The organism is Nostoc commune NIES-4072 (genome assembly GCF_003113895.1).
GTDB lineage: Bacteria > Cyanobacteriota > Cyanobacteriia > Cyanobacteriales > Nostocaceae > Nostoc > Nostoc commune.
In genome coordinates, this window is record NZ_BDUD01000001.1 from 63,060 (window position 1) to 84,064 (window position 21,005).

A 21,005-nucleotide genomic window follows, 5' to 3' on the forward strand; every position below is an offset into this window, starting at 1 on the left:
TAATATGCATTTGGGCTTAACCGAACCGTATTGCCCCCGCTTCCGGCGACACCCTTTTTAAGGGGGTATTTTTATGCCCCTAAGTCAATTGTGAAAGCCATAGATCGCCAACAGGGATCTGTGGCTTTCAATTTCTCAAGCGTTGAGTACAAAATTTTTTTCACCACCGCCAAGCGTTCGAGGTTATATAAGCGTTAGCCTAAGAAGAAGTACGAGTTGTGCTAAATAAAAAGTAATTTTTAGGGATTTCTAGGAAACTAGTAAATAACTATATGATGAAAAACTCAAGAGGAGGAGCGGTAGTGAGCCTACAAACTCTCATTGAACAAGTCACCATCCCCCCAAATTCAGGGTCTGTAGCATCTAGTCCCTTTGATACAGATAGCTTTAATGAAGCTGTCATGTCTACCTACGGTCGGTTTCCGTTAGCCTTAGAACGGGGTGCTGGATGCCGGGTTTGGGATACACAGGGACGCGAATATCTGGACTTTGTGGCTGGAATTGCCACTTGTACTTTAGGACACGCCCACCCAGTTATGGTAGAAGCGGTGACACGCCAAATCCAGAAGCTGCACCATGTCTCTAATTTGTACTACATTCCTGAGCAAGGTGAATTGGCAAAATGGCTTGTTGAACATTCTTGTGCCGATCGCGTGTTTTTCTGCAACTCTGGAGCTGAAGCTAATGAAGCTGCAATTAAACTGGCGCGGAAATATGCCCACACAGTATTAGACATTGAAAAACCGATTATTTTAACCGCCAATGCCAGTTTCCACGGACGGACTTTGGCAACAATTACCGCTACAGCACAACCGAAGTATCAAAAATATTTTGATCCCTTGGTTCCTGGTTTCCACTACGTAAATTACAACGATATCAACGCTGTGGAAGTGGCGATTAGCGAGTTGGATGAAGGCGATTATCGGGTAGCGGCGATTTTGATTGAGCCATTGCAGGGAGAAGGCGGTGTGCGTCCAGGAGATGTTGCCTATTTTAAAAAGCTTCGGCAGATTTGCGATGAAACTGGCATTTTATTGATTTTCGATGAAGTGCAAGTTGGTATGGGACGCAGTGGCAAATTATGGGCTTACGAACATCTCGGCGTTGAACCGGATATTTTCACCAGTGCTAAAGGCTTAGGTGGCGGTATTCCCATCGGCGCAATGATGAGCAAGAAATTCTGTGATGTTTTTCAACCAGGGGAACACGCTAGCACCTTTGGCGGAAATCCTTTTGTGTGTGGTGTAGCACTCAGTGTTTGCCAGACGTTGGAACGGGAAAATATTTTACAGAATGTGCAAGACAGGGGTGAACAATTGCGATCTGGATTGAAAGCGATCGCAGCGAAATATCCTCAGCACATTGGCGAAGTTCGAGGTTGGGGTTTAATCAACGGTTTGGAGTTGCGAACCAATATTCAACTAACCGCAGCAGATGTCGTTAATGCTGCCATCAACGAGGGTGTGTTACTCGTACCAGCCGGGCCAAAAGTAGTCCGATTTGTGCCACCGCTAATTGTCACAGAGGCGGAAGTAAACACTGCTTTAGAAGCTGTGGATCGAGCGATGTCTAACGACAAGCCGCAGGGCGGCTACGCAACTCTCACAGCTTAGGTAATACAAAAAGCGAGGATAAGTCTTTGTCCGTATCTCTCGCTTTTTCTGACTTTTAGATTAATTTTCACTAAAAGTATTGATTTCTTAGCTATTAGCTATGTATGTATTATTTCTATCCCCGCGTTTTCTTCCTTCATTCTGGGGAAATTTCCCGATAAGCTTGGCGACACTGTTCATAATTGTCTGGCAAAATCTCGGCATTACCAAAACATAATTGCTCGTGAGTGGTAATTAAAGTTTCATAAGGCTGTATGGGAGTCACAGACGATCGCAACAATTGCAGATATTCTCCATCTGTGCGGCTGAGTTTGTGGGGTGCGATCGCATTTTTATCCAACTGCTGCAACATTGCTAAATAAATACAACGGCAAGCCTCACGGTAGTTACCTTGACGGTAAAATTGTTGCGATCGCTTCAACAAAAAGGTTATGGATGACTCACTAGAGCTAGTTTTTAAACGAAAATCAGTGAGATTGCCACTTCTATTTAGCCAAGAATATACATAAGGGCTGAATTCTTGCCATAATCGCCAACCCACCCAAGCTATAAATAAACCTAGCACCAGCCAAAACAGGAATTTCAACAACTCACTTAGCCAAGGGCTAATTGACCATCCAGTAGGTAATTCAGGTAAAGCGCTCTCAAAGCGGTAAAACTGGTATTCCCACCATTCTCCCGCTTGTTGTTGAAATTGAGAAAGCTGCCAACTCCAGCTAGTTTTTTCAAAAGTATCTGTCATAAGGGGGGAGTGGGGAGTGGGGAGTGGGGAGTGGGGAGTGGGGAGGGGGGAGTGGGGAGTGGGGAGTGGGGAGTGGGGAGTGGGGGGAGCAGGGGGAGCAGGGGAGGCAGGGGAGACAAGGGGACAAGGGGACTTAAATCAGAACTTGCAACAAGTGTTTCCCCTTGTCCCTAATTCTCAAGAGTCCCCAAGTCCTCTTTCCAATGCCCCATGCCCCATACCCAATGCCCAATGCCCAATGCCCAATGCCCAATGACTAATGACTAATGACTCTTGTCTTTTTTATCATTATCCAGCCGATGACAATCAGTAGCGCACCGAATGCAAGAAATCCTAAATCCCAAGCTAACTCATTTGGCCCTGGTTTGACATGATGGATACCGAGAATTTGATGGTCAATTAAACCTTCAACGAAATCAAACAACCCAGTACCAATCAATATTGACCCAATAAAGGTCTGTGATGACCAAGGAACATCATCACGCCCTCCCGCACGCCATAGTAAAACAACTCCTACCACGGTGAATACCCAATTAAAGGTATGAAATAACCCATCCCATAGCGTGTTCAAATCTATATTCGCTATGTTTGTCAGAGGTCGAATATTACTAAGCATGTGATGCCACTGGAGGATCTGATGCAGTAAAATTCCATCAATAAACCCTCCAATACCTACACCAAGAAAAATTCCAGCAGTGATTAGTGGTGCGCGTTGGTTGGGGGTTTCACTTTTCGCCTCCATTGTCAACCTCATCGATAGGCTTTTTCACCAAAGTACAACTTTTTTAGGAGAAATATCTTCTATCTTGAGGCAAGTACCATCATTGAACTTCAATCAATTTTCAGATTTAATCTGCATACCCGCTTTCACTGGGTCAAAATCTTGAGGAAAATTGGTGTTGGGATCATAGTCTGCTTTTTCCAGGTTCGCTCCTTTGAGATTGGCTTGGCGAAGATTCGTTGACATCATCCTTGCTAAATGTAATACATGAGTTCCTTTTGCTTTCGCATTGATCTTCGTTCGCAAAGGTCTTGGAGTGTATATTTTTCCAAAACTGAGTTAGCAGCCTGACGTGCTTCCTGCCAGACTTCCTGAATTAGCTCGCCTTCTATGGTGTTGGGAGTTGGTTCAGGATTAGAGGCCACGATATCTGACCCTTCCATGCAGGTAAAAGCATCTAACACTGTAATCTTTCCGGGATCTCGTGCCAGAACGTAGCCACCTTTGGCTCCGCGTATACTCTTAATTAAACCTCCACGCCTTAATGTGGCTAGGAGTTGTTCTAAATAGCGGTTCGGAATGTCTTGTAATGCCGCTATCTCTCGAATTTGCAGGGCTTCTCCGTTAGGGTAGCAGGTTGCTAACTCTAACAGGGCTAGAAGTGCGTATTCTGATTTGTTAGAGATTACCACAGGCGTAATATTTTAAACTCACACTTAAATATACAAAGTATTTGAATTGCTTTCCCTAAGTTACTCTTAGGAAAAACTTTACAATCAACTTATTGTTGACCGGCTAACCCCACTTTAAAGACCTTTTAGCATAGAAGCAATTATATTTGATTTTTAATTCGATAAATAAAAGTGATTGATTATTTATAAAGTCTTCCAAAGTGTAAATTAATTTAAAAGCTATGCAAGCCGCTATATATTTAAAATTCTCGAAAATGGCAGAGTTACGGTAAAGGTAGTTCCTACACCGATCGCACTTTCGACACGAATTTCGCCACCATGTAAATCTACAGCCTGCTTGACGATGGACATTCCCAATCCCATTCCTGGGATATCGCTTGCATTACTAGCGCGATGGAAGGGTTCAAAGATGTAATCAATGTCATTTGGGGGAATGCCAATACCAGAGTCTTGAGTCTGGAATATAGCTTGCTCGTTGGCAGTGATGACAGAAAACTTAACTGTGCTACCAATGGGAGAGTATTTTAGACAATTTGAGAATAAATTAGTCAAGATTTGCCGCAGTAGTTTCGGGTCTAAGTTAGCTCTTGTAGATTGGCACTCACTACTAAAAGCGATCGCATGTTGTGAGCGATCGCTCTGTTCTAATTCTTCTTAGGACTTACGCACACTCTACGAATTCTCGGCGCTCTTGGCGTCTTGGCGGTTCGAGAAATTAAGCTTTTTAGCAATTTTTGCGTAAGTCCTAATTAAAACAGAATAAAGGTGTCAGTCCTTAGAATTCTGTTAGATATTCTGACCTAAAAAGCAGATAGCGTCAGCACGCAATAGGTTTGGATAAGATCCCCCCGCCTACGGTGACCCCCTTAAAAAAGGGGTAAAGATCAGAAAGAGCAAGCCTTTTATCTGGCAATATTGCTTAATTTAGCTTTTAAGTCTGCCCATGTGACCCCTTCTAAGCTGGGCAAAACAACATGAGCGGCTCCAACTCGTTCAGCAGGGCCGAGTCCTACTGCCCACATACCACCTGCTAGAGCCGCCTCAATGCCTGCTGCGGCATCTTCTACAACTACAGATTGCGCTGGTTCGAGTCCTAGCTGCTTGGCTGCGTACAGAAATAGGTCGGGTGCTGGCTTGGGTTGTTGTACACTATAACCGTCAGCGATCGCATCTACTTTATCAACAATGCCCAATCGCTCGATCACGGTGCGGGCATTTTTGCTAGCTGAACCAATACCGATTTTAATTCCAGCTTGCCGCAGTTCATCCAAGAGAGCGATCGCACCTGGTAACAAATCCTTGGGTGTCATGTGTTGGATCGATTCTACATAGTAGCGATTCTTACGCTCCATCATCTCCTCAATTTGTGCTTCCGAATATGGTCTATCTCCAATAATATGCAGCAGGGAAGCACGACGGGATACACCCCGCAGCGCTTCGTTAGCTTGTCGATTAAAGGGTATACCCTCTTCATCCGCTAGCTTTTGCCAAGCTAAATAATGAAGTTCTGCTGTATCGGTTAGCACTCCATCTAGGTCGAAGATGAATCCTTGGATGTTGGGGTTGTGAGTCGCTTCGCTCCGGGATTGGGGATTGGGGATTGGGTATTGGGTATTAGTTATTCCTCTTGTCCCCTTCTTCTCAGTCCCCAGCGATGCACTGAGCAAGTTGTTGTGTCCCCAGCCCCCAGCCCCCAGTCCCCGATGCAGATCAAAGTCGTGCCATAATCCTTGCCAATGCAGTTTAAATTTTAGGCGTGTCCAGCCATCAGGGAGATGGGAGTTGGCTACGGGGCCATTTTCGGTTAGTTGAATGCCGCCGAAGCCAAAAATTACGGCTTGCCAAACGCCACCAGCAGTAGCGCCGTGAATTCCATCGCTGGTGTTACCTCGGTTATCTTCAAGATCCACCATTAATGCTTGCATAAACACTTCGTAAGCTTCTGCTGATTTGCCCAAATCGGAAGCTAAAATGGCGTGAACTGCTGGGCCAAGGGACGAACCATAAGTAATGTCTGTGCGAGGTGCGTAGTAGTCCCAGTTGGTCTGCAATGCTTTTTCGTTGTAGGGAAAATCTGCTGATTCCCGCATTAAATAAAGCAGCATCAAGATATCTGGCTGCTTGATTACTTGACATTTATTGGTTTTCTCAATACTCAAGATGGTTTGCATGGAGCGATCGCGCCCTTGATAATCTGCTAAGTTGATATCTTCTAATTGGAAAAATCCCTCGAACTGCTCGATTAGTTCTGTTGATGGGTCATGGAGAAACAAGATTTTGGCGATGATATCTTGCCAGTGCGTTCGCATAGCATCTCCGCAGGAGAATCGCTCTTGTGGGGTGAGTTTTAGTTTCTCTTCTAGTTCAGTAGCTCGTTCGGGGAACTTGTGAGCCAACCAATCATAAACTGCGATCGCTTTCTCTAAATGCCATTGCGCCATGCGATTTGTAAAGGCGTTATTGTGGACGAATTCATGATATTCATCTACTCCAATTACTCCCCGAATTTCATATTGTTGTAGCTCAGGATTGAATTCGACTCGGCTACCCCAGAAGATAGCAGCATCCAAAATAATCTCTGCGCCGCGCTGTTGCATCCACTCATCATCACCAGTAGCTTGCCAGTAGTTCCAAGCAGCGTAGGGAATATCTGCATTAATATGAATTTCCCGATCGCGGCACCAAATCCGCACGTCTTCACCATAAAAATCATTTCCGAGTGCCCAACGTGGTGTTACTTCATCTCCGGTATCAGCACTTTCCCAAGCATACATTGCCCCTTTATAGCCGTAATGGATAGCCTTGCGTCTAGCTCCTGGTAAAGTGTGCCAACGGTAACTGAGTAAATTTCGGGCGATCGCTGGTTGGGTAAACAGAAAAAAGGGCAGCATAAAAATTTCTGTATCCCAAAAGATATGACCGCGATAGCCAAACCCAGAAAGAGTTTTAGCTGGAATGCTCACCTTATCATCATGGCGTGACCCAGCAATCAGTAGCTGGAATAGATTGTAGCGAACAGCAAAAGCAGCTGTACTATCCCCTTCAATGAGGATATCGCTTTGCTGCCACACCTCATCCCATGCCTGCTCATTGGCTTTTAGTAGTGTTGCGTAGTCTGGCAGGTGCGCGAGTTTTTCTGTAGCTGCTGAAACTGGTGTCTCAGTCTCCCGCGAGGTAAAAACTGTCACAATTTTTTCTACCGTTACGGTCTGTTTTGATTTAGCCTGGTAGTTCATGCTCAAGGTTGGATAACCAGGTGCGGTACTGACTTGCAAAGATGCTTCAGTGCCTGAGATTCTCATAGTTGCGCCCATACCGAGTTCAATTCGGGAGTGGCGGGTGCGGCGTTGCAACCAGATTCCTTGGTCAGTCTTGCCTTGGTCTAGTCCTTCCCAGTGATTAAAACCCTGATTTTCTGGATAGCCGTTGATACTTCCCTGAACTTCGATTACCCCATCAAAATCTACTGGCGTTAAATGGCAGCGTTGCACCAACACATGCCGATCTGCAAAACTAGCAAAGCGTTCAAAGTTAATATCTATAGTCTTTCCACTGGGAGAGCGCCAACGTAAGTAACGGGTGAGAAGTCCGTAGCGTAAATCAAGCTGGCGATCGTAGCGCAATATTTTACCTTGATCGAGACGGAAGCGTTCGCGTAGCGTCTCCGTAGGAGATTCGCCATTTACAATTACTACCAAAGGCAGCCAGTCAGGACAATTTGCCAGTTCAGTGTACACCACCGGCACATCATCGTAGACACCGTTGATAAAAGTAGCTGGCAATGCATGAGGATAACCTTCCTCAAAACTGCCTTTTGTTCCCAGGTATCCATTGCCGATTGTAAAGACAGTTTCTTTGGAGTGCAATTGATCGGGGTCAAACTGGGTTTCGATTAAGATCCAGTCTGTGTAGATAAAATTGCGAGAATGACCTTTTTTGTCCATAAATGGGGAGTGGGGAGTAGGGAGTAGGGAATGGGGAATGGGGAATTGGGAAATTTGGTGGATGAACGGAGTTCAGAGGTGGATGAACGGAGTTCAGAGGTGGATGAACGGAGTTCAAAGGTGGATGAACGGAGTTCAAAGGTGGATGAACGGAGTTCAGAGGTGGATGAACGGAGTTCTGAGGTGGATGAACGGAGTTCAAAGGTGGATGAACGGAGTTCAGAGGTGGATGAACGGAGTTCTGAGGTGATAAATCAGTCTCTAATTCTCCTTGTCCCCTTGTCCCCTCATCCCCCACTCCCCACTCCCCACTCCCTCATCCCCCACTCCCCACTCCCCACTCCCTCATCCCCCCTTATGTCTCTCCAAAATCTTTTCCGCTCTAGGTTTATAAATCAGATGAAATAAGGCTTCCATATAGCGATCTCTGGCTTCATTATTTTCTGGAGCAACAAAATTCCAAAAACTAAATATTTTAGCAAGCTGTAGTAATTTATTACTATGTAAATGCCAATTGTATCTATTATGAATTCGCTGACTCATCCATTCTGAGACTTCCTGCCAATAATCATCTTGACTATTGCATTGTTCAATAAAGCCTAAAATTTTATTTGCTGTACCTTCTAAGTCTGTAGGATTAAGATTAAATTCATTCTGTTGGTTTTCGATAATTTCTAAAGAACCGCCAAATTGAGTAGCAAAAGTTGGCAAGCCGGAAATCATCGCTTCCAAAATAGACCTACCGAAAGATTCAAAGCGGGCAAAGTGGACATAAATTCCCTGAGAATCTGCAACTACTCGGTAGGCTTCGCCGATGTTGCTGCTAGGGATACGCATCCCCATCCAGCGAATTTTGCCATTGAGATGATATTGCTCAATAATGTCGTGGAGTTTTTGAATTTCTTCTGCTTCTTCTGGGTTTGTAGCTTCATCTGGATGCAGTTTACTACTTAAAAGGATTAGGTTACAGCGCTCTTGCAACGCCTGACTTTGACCAAAACATTCAGCTAAACCAGTGAGATTTCTGATTGAAGTGATGGGAGCAACGGCAAATATTGGTCGCTTGTTAATATTATCTAAATGACCAAAGATTTGGGGACCTTCGCGGGTGAAGAGGAGGTCGTGAATTTGTCTGCCAAGTTTAATATCTCGATTTTCTTTTTGGCTATAAGGAAAGAAAATCTTTTCATCTACTCCCGGCGGCACTAAATTGAATTTAGGACTAAATAAATCAATGCCATCAACCACATGATAAAGCTGCGGCATCGTAAAGTATTTGTACGATTCGTATTGACCTATGGTGTCAGGTGTGCCGACAATTTCTTGATATGATGATGTGATGATAAACTCAGCTGCATTCATACTAATCAAATCGGCGGTAAATTGTACCGAGAAGTGATATTGGTCTTCTAAATCTTGCCAATATAAATTACTAAATAGATGTTTAGGTTTTTCCAATGAATGGGCAATGTTGCACTGGGTAACTTTCATCCGGCGTGATAAAAGAAAAGCTACTAAGTTACCGTCGCTGTAGTTACCAATAAGAAGATGAGGTTTACCTTGGAATTGAGTTAGTAATTCTTTTTCTGCATCTAGAGCAAAGTTTTCTAAATAAGGCCAAATCTCAAATTTAGAAATCCAATTGTTAGTAATTTCCGGATTGAATTCACCAAAAGGAACGCGCAATATCCAAGCATTTTCAGTATCTTGGACTTTTTCTAAGGGCAGGTTGCAAAATGTCCCTTCGCAGTTAGGGATTAGCCGGGTGAGAATAATTACATGGGGTTTCATACCTAGCACATCCAGACCAGCGAGTTTAATTTGTTCACGCAGTTCGTTTTCTAAGCTGCGAGCTTGTTCAAGGACGTAGATAACTTGACTGAGTGTTTCATCTCTTCCTAAGACATCTTCCTGTCCCACCCAGCCGTGGATGGAAATGAGGACGACGCGAAAAATGGCGGGAACGCGGGCTACAAATGTTTCTAAGATGCCAGGTTCTGGGGAGTAAATGAGTCGGTCTAAGAGTTCAAGTGTTTCGGAGACTCGCGCCGCAGTGTTACCCCAACCCGGCTCAAAGCCGAGTTGTTGGAGATCGAAGCGGAATTTTTCATAAGGTTCATCAGGCTCAAGCTCATTCAGTAATTTCAGTGCTAGTTTAATTTGTTTGGCTAAATGAATACCTGAAGGAATGCGATCGCTCAACAACAGCCGAATTCCATCATGTTGTAACCCCTGCAATGCTTGAAATAACATTTCCACCCAATATTGGGGGTCAGTCAACAATTGATTGCACAGGTAACGGTTGAGGAAGGCTAAACCTTGACCAATATTTCTGGGGTCGTCAATTCTTGGGGAACTTTCGTAAAACGGGTGGAGGTCGATTTCTAGGATGTGAGGTTGGTAGCGGTTGACTAGGCGATCTCTTACATCTAGCAGCGTTTGAGGCGTCATCTGCTCGAAACTATTCAAATCGGCTGTCAGTTTCCAAACTTCCTGACTAGCAATTCTGGGACGAACCACGAACCAGGTACTTTCTTCTTCAAGAATTATTTCGTGGGTGTACTGTATCAGTTTGCCAACAGAAGAAGAGTGGTAAAAATAGGCTGGCTTTTGGGATTGATCACAGTAATCGGCAAAAGCTTGTAAAATTTCATTTCTCAGGAAGTAATGCTTACCTGAAGCACTCAACGTATAAATCAACTGATGCAGAGCAGTTTTTTCATCACCGTTGAAGACAGCTTGAACTAGTTCATACATGATGACGAATCCCAGAACTTTAGCTAGGTCACGACCTCAATTTTTATCTCCAGTCTATCGGTTTTCTGAGGTACATTCCCCGCTTAATGGTACATATACATGGAAATCACCCGCGTCTAGCTCTGGGATGAAACGCTGCGAGGACTTCAAATCTGTGGGATGAGGGAGTCATAAAAGAGGAAAGGGGGCAGGGAGCAGGGGGGGAACCGGATAAATAAACTCGTTGAAAGTTTAGATGCATTATTTCTTGAGTCACTTTTCACGACGCTTGATAGCGCTACGCTATCGAAATAAATATTTAATATTAAACATAAATAAATTGATTTACTTTGAAACCCTTCATTGCTAGGAAATTACAGCATCTGCTTTAAAAAACTTACTCAAACCTACTTAACCTTAATTAAATAGACTTAATGTTTTCTTCCTGCTTCAACCAAGGTAGTCGGCTACTTCTTGTCCACAGGCGTTAAGTTTGGGTCAAGCCAACCCTACTTTGCTTAAAGGTGCATCCCTCAAATTAATTGAGGCGTTCTCATCACGATCTTGAATATTGCCGCATCCACCACATCTATAAACACGCTCACTCAGTCCCATCGGTTGAATGTGGTGGCACTTGGAACACATCTTCGAGGACGGATACCATCTATCAACCAACTCAACCCTAGTCGCGTAAAAAGGTTGCTTGTAAGTCAACTGTCTACGAATTTCGTAAAAACAGTTATTACTCACAGCGCTGGCTAGTTTATGGTTAGCAATCATGCCTGATACATTCAGATCCTCGATCCTAATGACAGCAGCTTTACGACTTATGTCAGTGGTCATTTTTTGAGTGGCATCTTGCCGAATGTTGGCAACATGAGCGTGTTGTGTTGCCAGTCGGACATAATATCGTTTCGCTTTATTTGATGCTTTGATTTTCAGCTTCTTATTGCCAAGGACTTTATTACGATTTCGCCACTGCAATTTCCCAAGCTTGATTTTCGCCTTTTTGGTAGTGACAGGCATATCGTAAAAAGTACCGTCAGAACAAGTTGCTAAGACTTTCACTCCTAAGTCAACACCAATCTTTTTAATTGGGTGAATTATTGGTGGAATCTTCTCGGCATCCAACACAAACGCAACGAACCATCTATCTGCGGTTCTAGAAACAGTAAATGTCTGGGAACTACAGATAAAATCAATTCGTTCTTTTAATCTAAGTTCCTTTAGTCCGGGTAACTTTATAATCTTTCCAGCATTTATTACAACTCGGTTAGTAAATGGCAGTGCTGGTTTACCTTTTTCGAGATATATGCCAGCAGTTTTGTAAACACTAAAGGAGTCACCTTTTTTCTTGGACTTCTTCTTTGGGAAATCTCCTAACCCTTTACGCCACTTCGAAAAAGCATCCTTCAAGTCAATAAATGCTGACTGATACACTGTGGACGGATACTCTCTCATCCACGCATATTCAGGCTTTTGCATTGTAACTTGAGTTAGAACTTTCTTGATAGCATCAATGCGTTTGGAGTCAGAAGCTTTTACGTCTTCAAAACTCCAAGATGCAGTTAGCAGTTCTAATCCATAGTTGTAAACAAACCGCTTAAAGCCAGCATTGCCACGCATCAAGGAGGTTTCAACCTTATTTAGTTTTAATTCTCGCTTGATAGCAAACATAGCTAAACTTTTGCAAACTTATTTACTTAAATAAGTATATCCTACTTTGAACAAGGATCGACACCTTGAGCAATTAACTTTACTTTTTGCTTATATTTGCGTAATCCGTATAAACGACTGGAAAAGCAATGCACGATTGACAACAAATCTTGAACCAGTTCTTCATGGGGCGATAATGCTTCACTCTCTCCCTGCCGCCCTGCCTCTTCGTTGATAGCTATATTAAGCCTAATGTAATAATTTTTTGCAGTGCTTTTTCAAATGTTACGCCCTGCTTGATGCAGATATATAACAATGCGATCGCGGCTGAACGAATTGAGTTATCGCAATGGATCAGAATCGGTTTGGGTAATTCAGTAATAGTCTGATATATCTGGAGCGTACTTTGATGATTCAGGTCTTCAGGTTTAGTTGGGAAGTTAAGGTAGTACAATCCTAAAAGCTCTGTCTTCTCCTGTTCATTAGCCAGCAAGTCTGTTTCGTCGGACAAACGTAGGTTTATTACAGACTTATAACCCTCTTCAGCAATTTGTTTTAGCTGATCTAGTGTAATTTGTCCAGCGATCGCTAACTCACCATTAATTTTTCTAACAATATTCATCAGCCGGATTAACCCCATATTGCCGACATTGCCCCAACCCTAAATTTAGCAAAGCAATTTGAGGAACTTGTGAGGGAGTAGTCATTAGTCATTAGTCATTTGTCATTGGTCATTGGGCATTGGGCATTGGGCATGGGAAAGAGGACTTGGGGACTCTGGAGAATTGGGGACAAGGGGAAACACTTGTTGCAAGTTCTCATTTAAGTCCCCTTGTCCCCTTGTCCCCTTGTCTCCCCTGCTTCCCCTACCCCCTACTCCTAACTCTGCACTGCCTCTAAATAGGTGGTGTAAAGTTTGCAATAATTCTTTGGCTGTATAGGGTTTTGATAAAACTGCTTGCACGCTAACATTAGCCGCTTGAGCAAAGACTTCCATTGAATTCAAACCGCTACAGACAATAATTTGAACCTGCTTGTTCATTTTTTGTAAGGTGCGAATAGCGGTGATTCCGTCCATCTCCGGCATCACTATATCCATCAATACGGCATTGATTTGATACTTGTACTCGGCATAGAGTGCGATCGCCTCTATGCCATTATTGGCAGCTAATATCTTATATTTGTGCTTTTCTAAGATGATTGTGGTAATCTCCCGAATTTGGGCTTCATCATCTACAACTAAAATCAGTTCTCCCTCTCCTGAGAGGAAATCTATCTCTTCTATGCTGAACGCTTGAGTTGCTTCCATTGCTGGTAAAAACAGGTCAAATTTGCTGCCTCTACCAATACTGCTAGACACTTTGATAAAACCATCATGGTTTCTAATAATGCCAAGCACTGTTGAAAGCCCAAGTCCCGTACCTGCATTGACATCTTTTGTGGTGAAAAACGGCTCAAAAATTCTATCTAATATGTCTGGGGGTATCCCAATTCCGTTATCGGCAACGCTAATCAGAATATAATGCCCAACTTTAGCATCGAGATTCATTCTGGTGTAAGCTTCATCAATAAACTTATTTTCCGCAGAAATTTTGATATTGCCGCCATTTGGTAAAGCATCGCGGGCATTTACTACCAAATTCATCAGTACTTGATGCAGTTGTGTTGCTTCCCCTGTGACAGCCCAAATGTCTTCTGAGATAACCGTGGAAAATTCAATAGATTTGGGAAATGTCTGTTTAGCAATTTGGATAATTTCTGAAATCAGAGACTCGACTTGAATAATTGTCCGCTCTCCTTTATATCCTCGCGCAAAGGACAAAATTTGCTTCACTAAAGCTGCTCCGCGTTTGGCGTTGATTTCTACAAGTGCCAGCATTTGTCCAGACTGCTCCTCGTCTTGTAAAAATGTTCCCTGTAGTAATTGAGCCGCAGCCAAAATTGGTGTCAATATATTGTTCAAGTCGTGGGCAATACCACCTGCAAGAGTACCAAGGCTTTCCAATCGCTGGGTGCGAAAAAACTGCTCTTCGAGTTGTTTCTTTTCGGTGATGTCAGTGTCAACAGTAAGGATAGATTTGAGTTCTCCCTCAGAATCACGCATCAATGTCCAACGGCTTTCCACAATAATTTCCTTACCGGATTTCGTAACTTTATGTAACTCACCTTGCCACGAGCCACTCTCAATTACGCTTTTTAGCGATACTTCTAGTTGCTGCTGAGTTCTTGCTGAGTAAAAAATCTCCCGGAGGTCTTTTCCCATAACCTCTGGAGAAAGCCAACCATACATCCGCTCTGCACCTTTATTCCAGAATAAAATTTGAAACTGGAAATCTCTAACTAATATGGCATCGGTGGCTATATCAAGTAGAGCCGCTTGTTGGGAGATTTTTTGTTCTGCCAGTTTGCGCTCAGTGACATCCCTATTTGTGCCGATTATTCTGATCGGCTGACCGATTTCGTTATAGTAGACCTGACCTTTGCAGTTTAACCAGTGTAGGCTGCCGTCGGGCCAGACAATTCGATATTCTATAAATCCTTTTCCTTCCTCAATCATCCGGGCTATACTCGCAACCACAGATTCGCGGTCTTCTGGATGGATTAAATTGAGATAGTCTTCAAAGATTGGACACAAGGTGTTGCTCGGCAGACCATAAAGTGGCCCCATATTGGCAGACCAAATAGTAGTATTGGTAATCATGTTGCGATCCCATATTCCCATTTGCGCTGCTTCGGTAGCTAAACTCAATCGCGCTTCACTTTCTTGCAGTGACTCTTCGGCTAGTTTTCGTTCGGTAATATCTTCGGCAATACCGCCATAATACTGAACTTTTCCTTGGTCATCATAGACAGTAAAGCTCCGATCCCAGATCCAGCGCATTGATCCATCAGGTCGCAAAATTCGATATTCTATTGAAGCGGATTCACCATTAAGCTGTTGTTTTGCTGCTTTGGTTGTTCGCTCGCGATCGTCTGGATGAATGGTGTCTATCCAGGACTCAGGATGCTCCAATAGATATTGGCAAGAGCGACCCCAAATTTTTTCATAAGCCGGACTAACATACAAGGTTCGGAATGAATCTGTACTAGCAATCCAAATGACTGCCTGGATATTTTCGGCAATAGTGCGAAATTTCTCCTCACTCTGGCGCAATGAATCTTCGGACAGTTTGCGCTCGGTGATATCTTCGGCAATGCAACCATAGTACTCAACTTCTCCTTGGTCATCATAGACAGCAAAACCGCGATTCCAAATCCAGCGCACCGAGTTATCAGGCCGTAAAATTCGATATTCTACTGAACTAGATTTAGCACTAAGTAGTTGCTCTACTGATTTGGTAGCACGATCGCGATCGTCTGGATGAATTGCCTCTAGCCAAGAGTCTGGCTGGTCGTAAAGACTTTGGCAAGAGCGGCCCCAAATTCTCTCATAAGCAGGACTAATGTACAAAGGGTGGAATGAATTTGGGCTAGCAATACTAATGATGGCGTGGGTGTGTTCGACAAAATTGCGAAATTTTTCTTCGCTTTGGCGCAGTGCTGCTTCTGCAAGTTGGCGTTCATGTAGCGCCGCTTGCTGTTCGGTAATATCTCTGCCTACCCCTTGGATTTCAACAACCTCTCCTTTGTCATTACGAATTGCGATCGCATTCCATTGAAACCAGCGAATACCATTAACTGTAAATGCACGTCGCTCACGATTAGTCAAGGGATGGGCTGAAGATCCTAAAGCCGCTATATCTTCCATCGCTTCAGGTAAGTCATCTGGATGAAGAAACTGGAAAAATGACTGACCACGAAACTCATCTTCTTTCCAACCGAAGGTTTGACAAGCAACCGCATTGGCAAAGGTAATCTGAAAGTGCAAATCAATGCGGATAATTATGTCAATTTGGCTTTCCACGAGTTGGCGATAGAGGTTTTCGTTCTGTTGTAATGCAACTTCTGCGCGTTGGCGGTCAATAATTTCTTGTTGCAACAGGAAGTTGGACATCACAAGTTCTGCTGTCCGTTCTGCCACTCGTTGTTCTAACTCTTCGTTTGCTTGGCGCAGTGATTCTTTTGCCTGTTGGCGTTCGCTAATATCGCAGAGTAACCATCGCCAACCAACTTGCTTACCCTCAAAATCGTACATAGCAGCCGCTCTAATGCTAGCCGGAAAAGCTTTACCCCTCCGTGGTTTTAGATAAGCTTCCCACTCTTGTTCTTGCTGCGAATTATTCAGTCGAGTGGTAAAAGTCTGGCGGTCTTGGTGAGGAATAAATAAAATTAATGGTTTATTTACTAAATATTTTTGGCGGACAGCCAGCAAGATTGCTGCTGCTCGGTTAGCCTCTTGGATAATACCTGCTGTATCAGTTACCAAGTAACCATCTGGAGCAAACTCAAATAAATCCTGGTAACGCTGGCGCTCTAATTCTACTAGCTCACGGGCAATGGACAACTCTTGATTTTGTTCGCGCAATTCTTCTTGTGCAACCTGGAGTTCTTCGAGGGCTAGCTGAAGTTCCTGATTAATTTGCATAATTTCAGCCGATTGTGCCTCAACCCATAGTTTTAAATTATTTTGAGTTTGGCAACGGACTTGCTCTATCTCTGTGTACTGATTAACCTGCCTGAATTCATCTTTAGGTTTTTGTAGATATTGCTGCAACCCTTCAATGACCCCAACCATTTTTACCAGGTCAAAGGCTTGTAATAAGCTAGTCTCAGTAATGATTCCTTGTAATTGTCCGCGATCGTCCAATACGGGCAAATAATGAGTTTGATGCTGACGCAATAACGATAAGGCAATGAAAATATCCTGAGAATCTGATTGTCTAAGGGTAACTACTGGCTGCGTCATCACTTGTGCGATCGTCACCGTAGATAAATCCATTCCAGAAGCTATAAGTCTAACTACATCTTTTTCAGTAAAAATGCCTAATAAATTTAATCCCTCCAGAACCAAGACACAACCAGTTAAAGGTTGATTTACGGGGCTGAAATCTAATAAAGAATTTAAGTTTGTAGGTGCATAATTACTACATCTTTCCTGGTTCATCAAGAAGATAGCTTCGACTACAAAACTATCTGGCTTAATCGTTAAGGGATAACGATTAATAACATTATTTAAGCTAGGTATGTTAATCAGTTGATCGTTGAATCGCATGGTTAATTTGTCAATCTTAATGATCTTTCTGATACGAAAACGAATTAGCAAAAGCTAGCGCCAGGCAGAATAAGCAAATTATTGAAAATCAAGAATTATTATTGCTGCAATCAACTATCAAGCAATTACATTGATAGATACGCTTTGTAAAAATTAGAAAATTTAATATAGGGAACAAATGCAAGTTACTAACGAAAGCAGGAAGTAGATATAATTTTAGCGTTGTCAGACTCATTCTATTATCAAATTAGAGATAGGATATCATCTATATGAAGAGATTGCCTTAATTGATGGTATTGGTAGTTTTGTTAGTGGGAAATCCTTGAAATTAATTGATGAGTGTAAATATTAAATCCAAGTTCCGAACGTTACCAGAAAGGTTGTGATTTCGGCTGTTTTGTTGAAGAACGCAGTTCTTACCAAAGCAGCAAATCATCAAAGCGTCAAAACGATGTTCTGTAAAAGTATCACCCGCCCCTTGCACCTCTTTGTTAGGAGAAGCGTCTCGCACAGAAGCGCAGCGCAAGCGCGATAGGCAGGTAGTAGACTTGCCATGTCGTGAGCGTACCCGAACGGGAGTAGGGAATCAGCTCTTTCGAGTTGAGGGCGAGTTTTTTCAAGAATCAAAGACGAGTCCTATAGCTTTGATGCTATTACTTAAGAAATATGTATAAATTATACGAGATTATTAAATATTTCAAATTTCCTCACAAGTTCCTCATATTTAAAGACTATAGTCAAAATATAAACACGTGGTTTTAAATACCTACGGGCTTGTCAAGTGGCTACCCCGATTTGCGATAACACTTTTATTAACAGGATTTAAGAAAATATGAATTACTGCCCTTGCTGCTCAAGTCTACTTTTAGAACATGTACGCGGTGCAGAAAGTTACTGGTTTTGTCGCCACTGCTGGCAAGAAATGCCTGTTTATAATCTGAACCAATCCAGTTCATTCACCGAGGCTGTCACGGCAAAAATACCTAGAAAGCCTCAACCAGAAAAACGTAGAAATACTACTGTTTACGCAAGCCAATGGCAATCTATCACGGAATGGATAGGGGTACAAGAATTGTCTGCCTAATCCTAAGTAACTGAGATTGGTTTAGTATAATTTTTTCTTGATTCCACCAATCAATCGTTATAAAATGCAGGCTGTGGCTCTTCGATGAGGTATTACCTGACACAACAATTTATCGGGGGGTTGGGGGAATCAAAAGCCAGTAGGGCAACTCTAGAAGACTTGTGTATGCCACCGTAGCTTGCTTAAAAGTAGGGGTTACAAGTCAGAAAACCGCAAGGGCGCAGTTGCTCCCCAGCCTACGCAGTTTAAGGTTTTTGGCGCTAACCCAAGCGTATTAATTTATAAATAACCTCTAATAATCTCTTGTTTATAACCCCTAAGTTAATTCGAGGGTTTTTAATGAAAAATGAATTTCTAATTTTAATTTTATTGAAATGCTGCTAATAAGGTTCAGCTTCTAAATGCAGCCTCAATCGTCTTCCCAAGATTCCTGGTTCAGGAGATCGATAATTCTATCTCTGAGTAAAAATTCGTTTTTTTCTAACTCAAGTTCAAAATTAACCCAGTCACAAGGAGGAATATATTTACAAAGGGTATAAATTGACTGCTGACGGTTAATAAGTCTCTTTTTAACAAGTTGCAGTGCTTCTTGCTTGATAAGCTCGATGTCATATTTTACCGTAGTATTCATAGCTCGTTCCTTTGTTTTCAATCAAGGAATTAAAAATAACAACAATATAGGATTACTATTTGATTTGGAAAAAGTTAGGTATTGTAGGGTGCGTTAAGATGGAATTCGTAATGCACCATTCGTAAGGATTTGATGCCGTACTCTCGCAGCTACATATCCTACCTATCTTTTGAAAAATCAAATAATAGTCGTATAGTTGCTTTGACTCTACCTTAAACTTATCAAATAAAACCGACGAGAGTTATGAAGAATCAAGACGTTAACCTTTGCTGTAAGTAAGATATATCATTAAGATACTCTTTAAGTTACTAAGTATACCCCCTCTCTAGAGAGATTCTTGCAGAATAATAAGGCTGGCATAACAAGCTGTAAACACCACGATAGGATGTATAGGAATCCGGTTTGATTTCTGAAAATATACGTAGGATGTGTTAGCACGGAGAGTACGGCATCAAACTCGTGTTCATAGTGCGTTACGAACTCCGTTCTAACACACTCTACAATACTTAATTTCGTTCAAAAATCAAATAGTAATCCTATAGATGCTCTCTATCTAGGCGACTCGCTAAAAGGTAGGCTAGGGTAAAGAACATTCTCTAAAAAACTTATACTATGCATTTGAATCTTGATAAAGTTCGGCAATATTTTCCCGCCCTAGCTGGTGAATGGACTTTTTTTGATAATGCTGGCGGGTCACAAACCCTGAAAAAAGTAGTAGATAGAATTAGCGAATTCCTTCTGAGTTCTGATGTCCAGTTGGGAGCTTCTTATGCAGTTTCTCAACTTGCAGGAGAACGATTGGCTTTAGCAACTAGGGGAATGGCTACTTTGATTAATACCAATTCTTATAAAGAAGTGGTTATGGGGCCATCTACCACAATGATGTTGAAAGTCCTTTCTATTTGTCTTGGTCAAACCTTTACACCTGGTGATGAAATTATTGTTACTAATTGTGACCATGAGGCCAATATTGGTGCTTGGGTGGCTCTGGAAAAACAAGGAATGAAGGTTAAAGTGTGGCAAATTCGCCCAGATAGCTTGGAACTTCATTTAGCAGATTTAGAACCATTGATGAGTCAGCGTACAAAACTAGTAGCTTTGACTCATGCTTCTAATGTTCTGGGAACCATCAATCCTATCAAAGAAATTGCTGCATTTGTTCACGATCGCAACGCGATGATTTGTGTGGATGGTGTAGCTTATGCACCCCACAGGTTAGTTGATGTCCAAGATTTGGATGTTGATTTCTATACTTTGAGTTTTTATAAAGTCTATGGGCCACATCATGCTTTACTTTATGGCAAAGAAGAACATTTATTAAGATTACCTGGTCTTAACCATTATTTTATTGACCAGACAGATATACCTTATAAATTTCAGTTAGGGAATGTCAACTTTGAATTAAGTTATGGAATGTTGGGTTTATGCGATTATCTAAGTGAATTAGCACAACTCCACTACGGCGATCAAACTGCACCTGATTTGAGAAATCAAATGGTGCAGGCGTTTGATTTAATTAGCATACATGAAGAACATATTAGCGATCGCCTCTTAAATTACCTCAACAGCAAGTCTAATGTGCGAGTGATTGGTCAATCAAAAGCTGACCGTAAATTCCGTGTGCCAACTATATCTTTTGTGGTAGATGGAATGAATAGCTCAACCATTCCGGTAAAAATTGACCAACATTATATTGGGATTCGCTACGGAGACTTTTATGCTAAACGGCTGATTGATTACCTGGGGTTAGCGTCCCAAGGTGGAATAGTGCGGGTGAGTATGGTGCATTACAACACTCTTGATGAAGTTAACAGTTTGATTGAGGCTTTTGAGCAGGTATTTTAAAATTGGGGATTGGGGATTGGGGATTGGGGATTGGGGATTGGGGATTGGGGATTGGGGATTGGGGATTGGGCATTGGGCATTGGGCATTGGAAAGAGGACTTGGGGACTCTTGAGAATTGGGGACAAGGGGAAACACTTGTTGCAAGTTCTGATTTAAGTCCCCTTGTCCCCTTGTCTCCCCTGCTCCCC

The 21,005-nt window shown here is 42.5% G+C and carries 16 protein-coding genes and 1 pseudogene; 5 read left to right on the plus strand and 12 right to left on the minus strand.

What is annotated here, in order from left to right; translation table 11 throughout:
* The first annotated feature begins 302 nt into the window (after window positions 1-302).
* Window positions 303-1,613, plus strand: a complete 1,311-nt coding sequence (locus CDC33_RS00270; RefSeq protein ID WP_109012380.1) for an aspartate aminotransferase family protein — start codon at window positions 303-305, stop codon at window positions 1,611-1,613.
* 136 nt (window positions 1,614-1,749) lie between these two features.
* On the opposite strand, the gene CDC33_RS00275 is transcribed toward CDC33_RS00270, so the two are convergent.
* A complete protein-coding gene (locus CDC33_RS00275; protein WP_109006779.1) occupies window positions 1,750-2,355 on the minus strand; it encodes a DUF4129 domain-containing protein in 606 nt (201 codons plus the stop codon).
* A gap of 16 nt (window positions 2,356-2,371) precedes the next feature.
* Between CDC33_RS00275 and CDC33_RS38140 the strand changes: the two genes are divergently transcribed.
* A complete protein-coding gene (locus CDC33_RS38140) occupies window positions 2,372-2,611 on the plus strand; it encodes a hypothetical protein (RefSeq protein WP_109006780.1) in 240 nt (79 codons plus the stop codon).
* On the opposite strand, the gene CDC33_RS00285 is transcribed toward CDC33_RS38140, so the two are convergent.
* The 5 genes from CDC33_RS00285 to pgmB form a co-directional block, all read right to left on the minus strand.
* Window positions 2,612-3,097: a DUF2243 domain-containing protein gene (locus CDC33_RS00285; protein ID WP_109012381.1), complete on the minus strand. Its 486-nt coding sequence runs from the start codon at window positions 3,095-3,097 to the stop codon at window positions 2,612-2,614. It lies immediately after the preceding gene.
* A 93-nt stretch (window positions 3,098-3,190) separates the two neighbouring features.
* Window positions 3,191-3,325 (minus strand): pentapeptide repeat-containing protein, encoded by a 135-nt coding sequence (locus CDC33_RS00290; protein ID WP_109006781.1) that lies wholly within the window; start codon window positions 3,323-3,325, stop codon window positions 3,191-3,193.
* Between the two features lie 5 nt (window positions 3,326-3,330).
* Window positions 3,331-3,768, minus strand: a complete 438-nt coding sequence (locus CDC33_RS00295; protein WP_109006782.1) for an RrF2 family transcriptional regulator — start codon at window positions 3,766-3,768, stop codon at window positions 3,331-3,333.
* A 231-nt stretch (window positions 3,769-3,999) separates the two neighbouring features.
* Window positions 4,000-4,386: a sensor histidine kinase gene (locus CDC33_RS00300; RefSeq protein ID WP_369694379.1), complete on the minus strand. Its 387-nt coding sequence runs from the start codon at window positions 4,384-4,386 to the stop codon at window positions 4,000-4,002.
* Between the two features lie 284 nt (window positions 4,387-4,670).
* Complete coding sequence (gene pgmB, locus CDC33_RS00305) at window positions 4,671-7,712, minus strand: beta-phosphoglucomutase (RefSeq protein ID WP_109006783.1); 3,042 nt, start codon at window positions 7,710-7,712, stop codon at window positions 4,671-4,673.
* A gap of 30 nt (window positions 7,713-7,742) precedes the next feature.
* On the opposite strand from pgmB, the gene CDC33_RS38145 reads away from it, so the two are divergent.
* On the plus strand, window positions 7,743-8,120 hold the full coding sequence (locus CDC33_RS38145) for a hypothetical protein (RefSeq protein WP_181373843.1): 378 nt from the start codon (window positions 7,743-7,745) through the stop codon (window positions 8,118-8,120).
* On the opposite strand, the gene CDC33_RS00320 is transcribed toward CDC33_RS38145, so the two are convergent.
* The 5 genes and pseudogenes from CDC33_RS00320 to CDC33_RS00340 form a co-directional block, all read right to left on the minus strand.
* On the minus strand, window positions 8,058-10,469 hold the full coding sequence (locus tag CDC33_RS00320) for a sucrose synthase (protein WP_109006786.1): 2,412 nt from the start codon (window positions 10,467-10,469) through the stop codon (window positions 8,058-8,060). The two genes, CDC33_RS38145 and CDC33_RS00320, sit on opposite strands and share 63 nt — an antisense overlap.
* Window positions 10,470-10,946: 477 nt before the next feature.
* Window positions 10,947-12,125 carry an RNA-guided endonuclease InsQ/TnpB family protein gene (locus CDC33_RS00325; RefSeq protein ID WP_181373844.1) on the minus strand — a complete coding sequence of 393 codons (1,179 nt, stop codon included), beginning with the start codon at window positions 12,123-12,125 and terminating at the stop codon, window positions 10,947-10,949.
* Window positions 12,126-12,166: 41 nt separating this feature from the next.
* A pseudogene (locus tag CDC33_RS40070) lies at window positions 12,167-12,310 on the minus strand (IS607 family transposase); the annotation flags it as partial.
* 32 nt (window positions 12,311-12,342) lie between these two features.
* Window positions 12,343-12,726: a protein tyrosine phosphatase family protein gene (locus CDC33_RS00335; RefSeq protein WP_109012382.1), complete on the minus strand. Its 384-nt coding sequence runs from the start codon at window positions 12,724-12,726 to the stop codon at window positions 12,343-12,345.
* A gap of 102 nt (window positions 12,727-12,828) precedes the next feature.
* Window positions 12,829-17,256 carry a PAS domain S-box protein gene (locus CDC33_RS00340; protein WP_109006787.1) on the minus strand — a complete coding sequence of 1,476 codons (4,428 nt, stop codon included), beginning with the start codon at window positions 17,254-17,256 and terminating at the stop codon, window positions 12,829-12,831.
* An 832-nt stretch (window positions 17,257-18,088) separates the two neighbouring features.
* Between CDC33_RS00340 and CDC33_RS00345 the strand changes: the two genes are divergently transcribed.
* Window positions 18,089-18,340 (plus strand): hypothetical protein, encoded by a 252-nt coding sequence (locus CDC33_RS00345; RefSeq protein ID WP_109006788.1) that lies wholly within the window; start codon window positions 18,089-18,091, stop codon window positions 18,338-18,340.
* 409 nt (window positions 18,341-18,749) lie between these two features.
* Here the strand turns inward: CDC33_RS00345 and CDC33_RS00350 are convergent, their stop codons facing one another.
* On the minus strand, window positions 18,750-18,971 hold the full coding sequence (locus CDC33_RS00350) for a DUF4327 family protein (RefSeq protein ID WP_109006789.1): 222 nt from the start codon (window positions 18,969-18,971) through the stop codon (window positions 18,750-18,752).
* 612 nt (window positions 18,972-19,583) lie between these two features.
* Here CDC33_RS00350 and CDC33_RS00355 point away from each other — a divergent pair.
* Window positions 19,584-20,816, plus strand: coding sequence for a cysteine desulfurase-like protein (locus CDC33_RS00355; RefSeq protein WP_109006790.1), 1,233 nt, complete (start codon window positions 19,584-19,586; stop codon window positions 20,814-20,816).
* Window positions 20,817-21,005: the final 189 nt, after the last annotated feature.

Bases quoted from the DNA above. Each gene is read 5' to 3' on its own strand.
- CDC33_RS00275 (WP_109006779.1), bottom strand. From the start codon at position 2,355: ATGACAGATACTTTTGAAAAAACTAGCTGGAGTTGGCAGCTTTCTCAA.
- CDC33_RS00285 (WP_109012381.1), bottom strand. From the start codon at position 3,097: ATGGAGGCGAAAAGTGAAACCCCCAACCAACGCGCACCACTAATCACT.
- CDC33_RS00290 (WP_109006781.1), bottom strand. From the start codon at position 3,325: ATGATGTCAACGAATCTTCGCCAAGCCAATCTCAAAGGAGCGAACCTG.
- pgmB (WP_109006783.1), bottom strand. From the start codon at position 7,712: ATGGACAAAAAAGGTCATTCTCGCAATTTTATCTACACAGACTGGATC.
- CDC33_RS38145 (WP_181373843.1), top strand. From the start codon at position 7,743: ATGGGGAATGGGGAATTGGGAAATTTGGTGGATGAACGGAGTTCAGAG.
- CDC33_RS00320 (WP_109006786.1), bottom strand. From the start codon at position 10,469: ATGTATGAACTAGTTCAAGCTGTCTTCAACGGTGATGAAAAAACTGCT.
- CDC33_RS00325 (WP_181373844.1), bottom strand. From the start codon at position 12,125: ATGTTTGCTATCAAGCGAGAATTAAAACTAAATAAGGTTGAAACCTCC.
- CDC33_RS00335 (WP_109012382.1), bottom strand. From the start codon at position 12,726: ATGAATATTGTTAGAAAAATTAATGGTGAGTTAGCGATCGCTGGACAA.
- CDC33_RS00340 (WP_109006787.1), bottom strand. From the start codon at position 17,256: ATGCGATTCAACGATCAACTGATTAACATACCTAGCTTAAATAATGTT.
- CDC33_RS00345 (WP_109006788.1), top strand. From the start codon at position 18,089: ATGAATTACTGCCCTTGCTGCTCAAGTCTACTTTTAGAACATGTACGC.
- CDC33_RS00350 (WP_109006789.1), bottom strand. From the start codon at position 18,971: ATGAATACTACGGTAAAATATGACATCGAGCTTATCAAGCAAGAAGCA.
- CDC33_RS00355 (WP_109006790.1), top strand. From the start codon at position 19,584: ATGCATTTGAATCTTGATAAAGTTCGGCAATATTTTCCCGCCCTAGCT.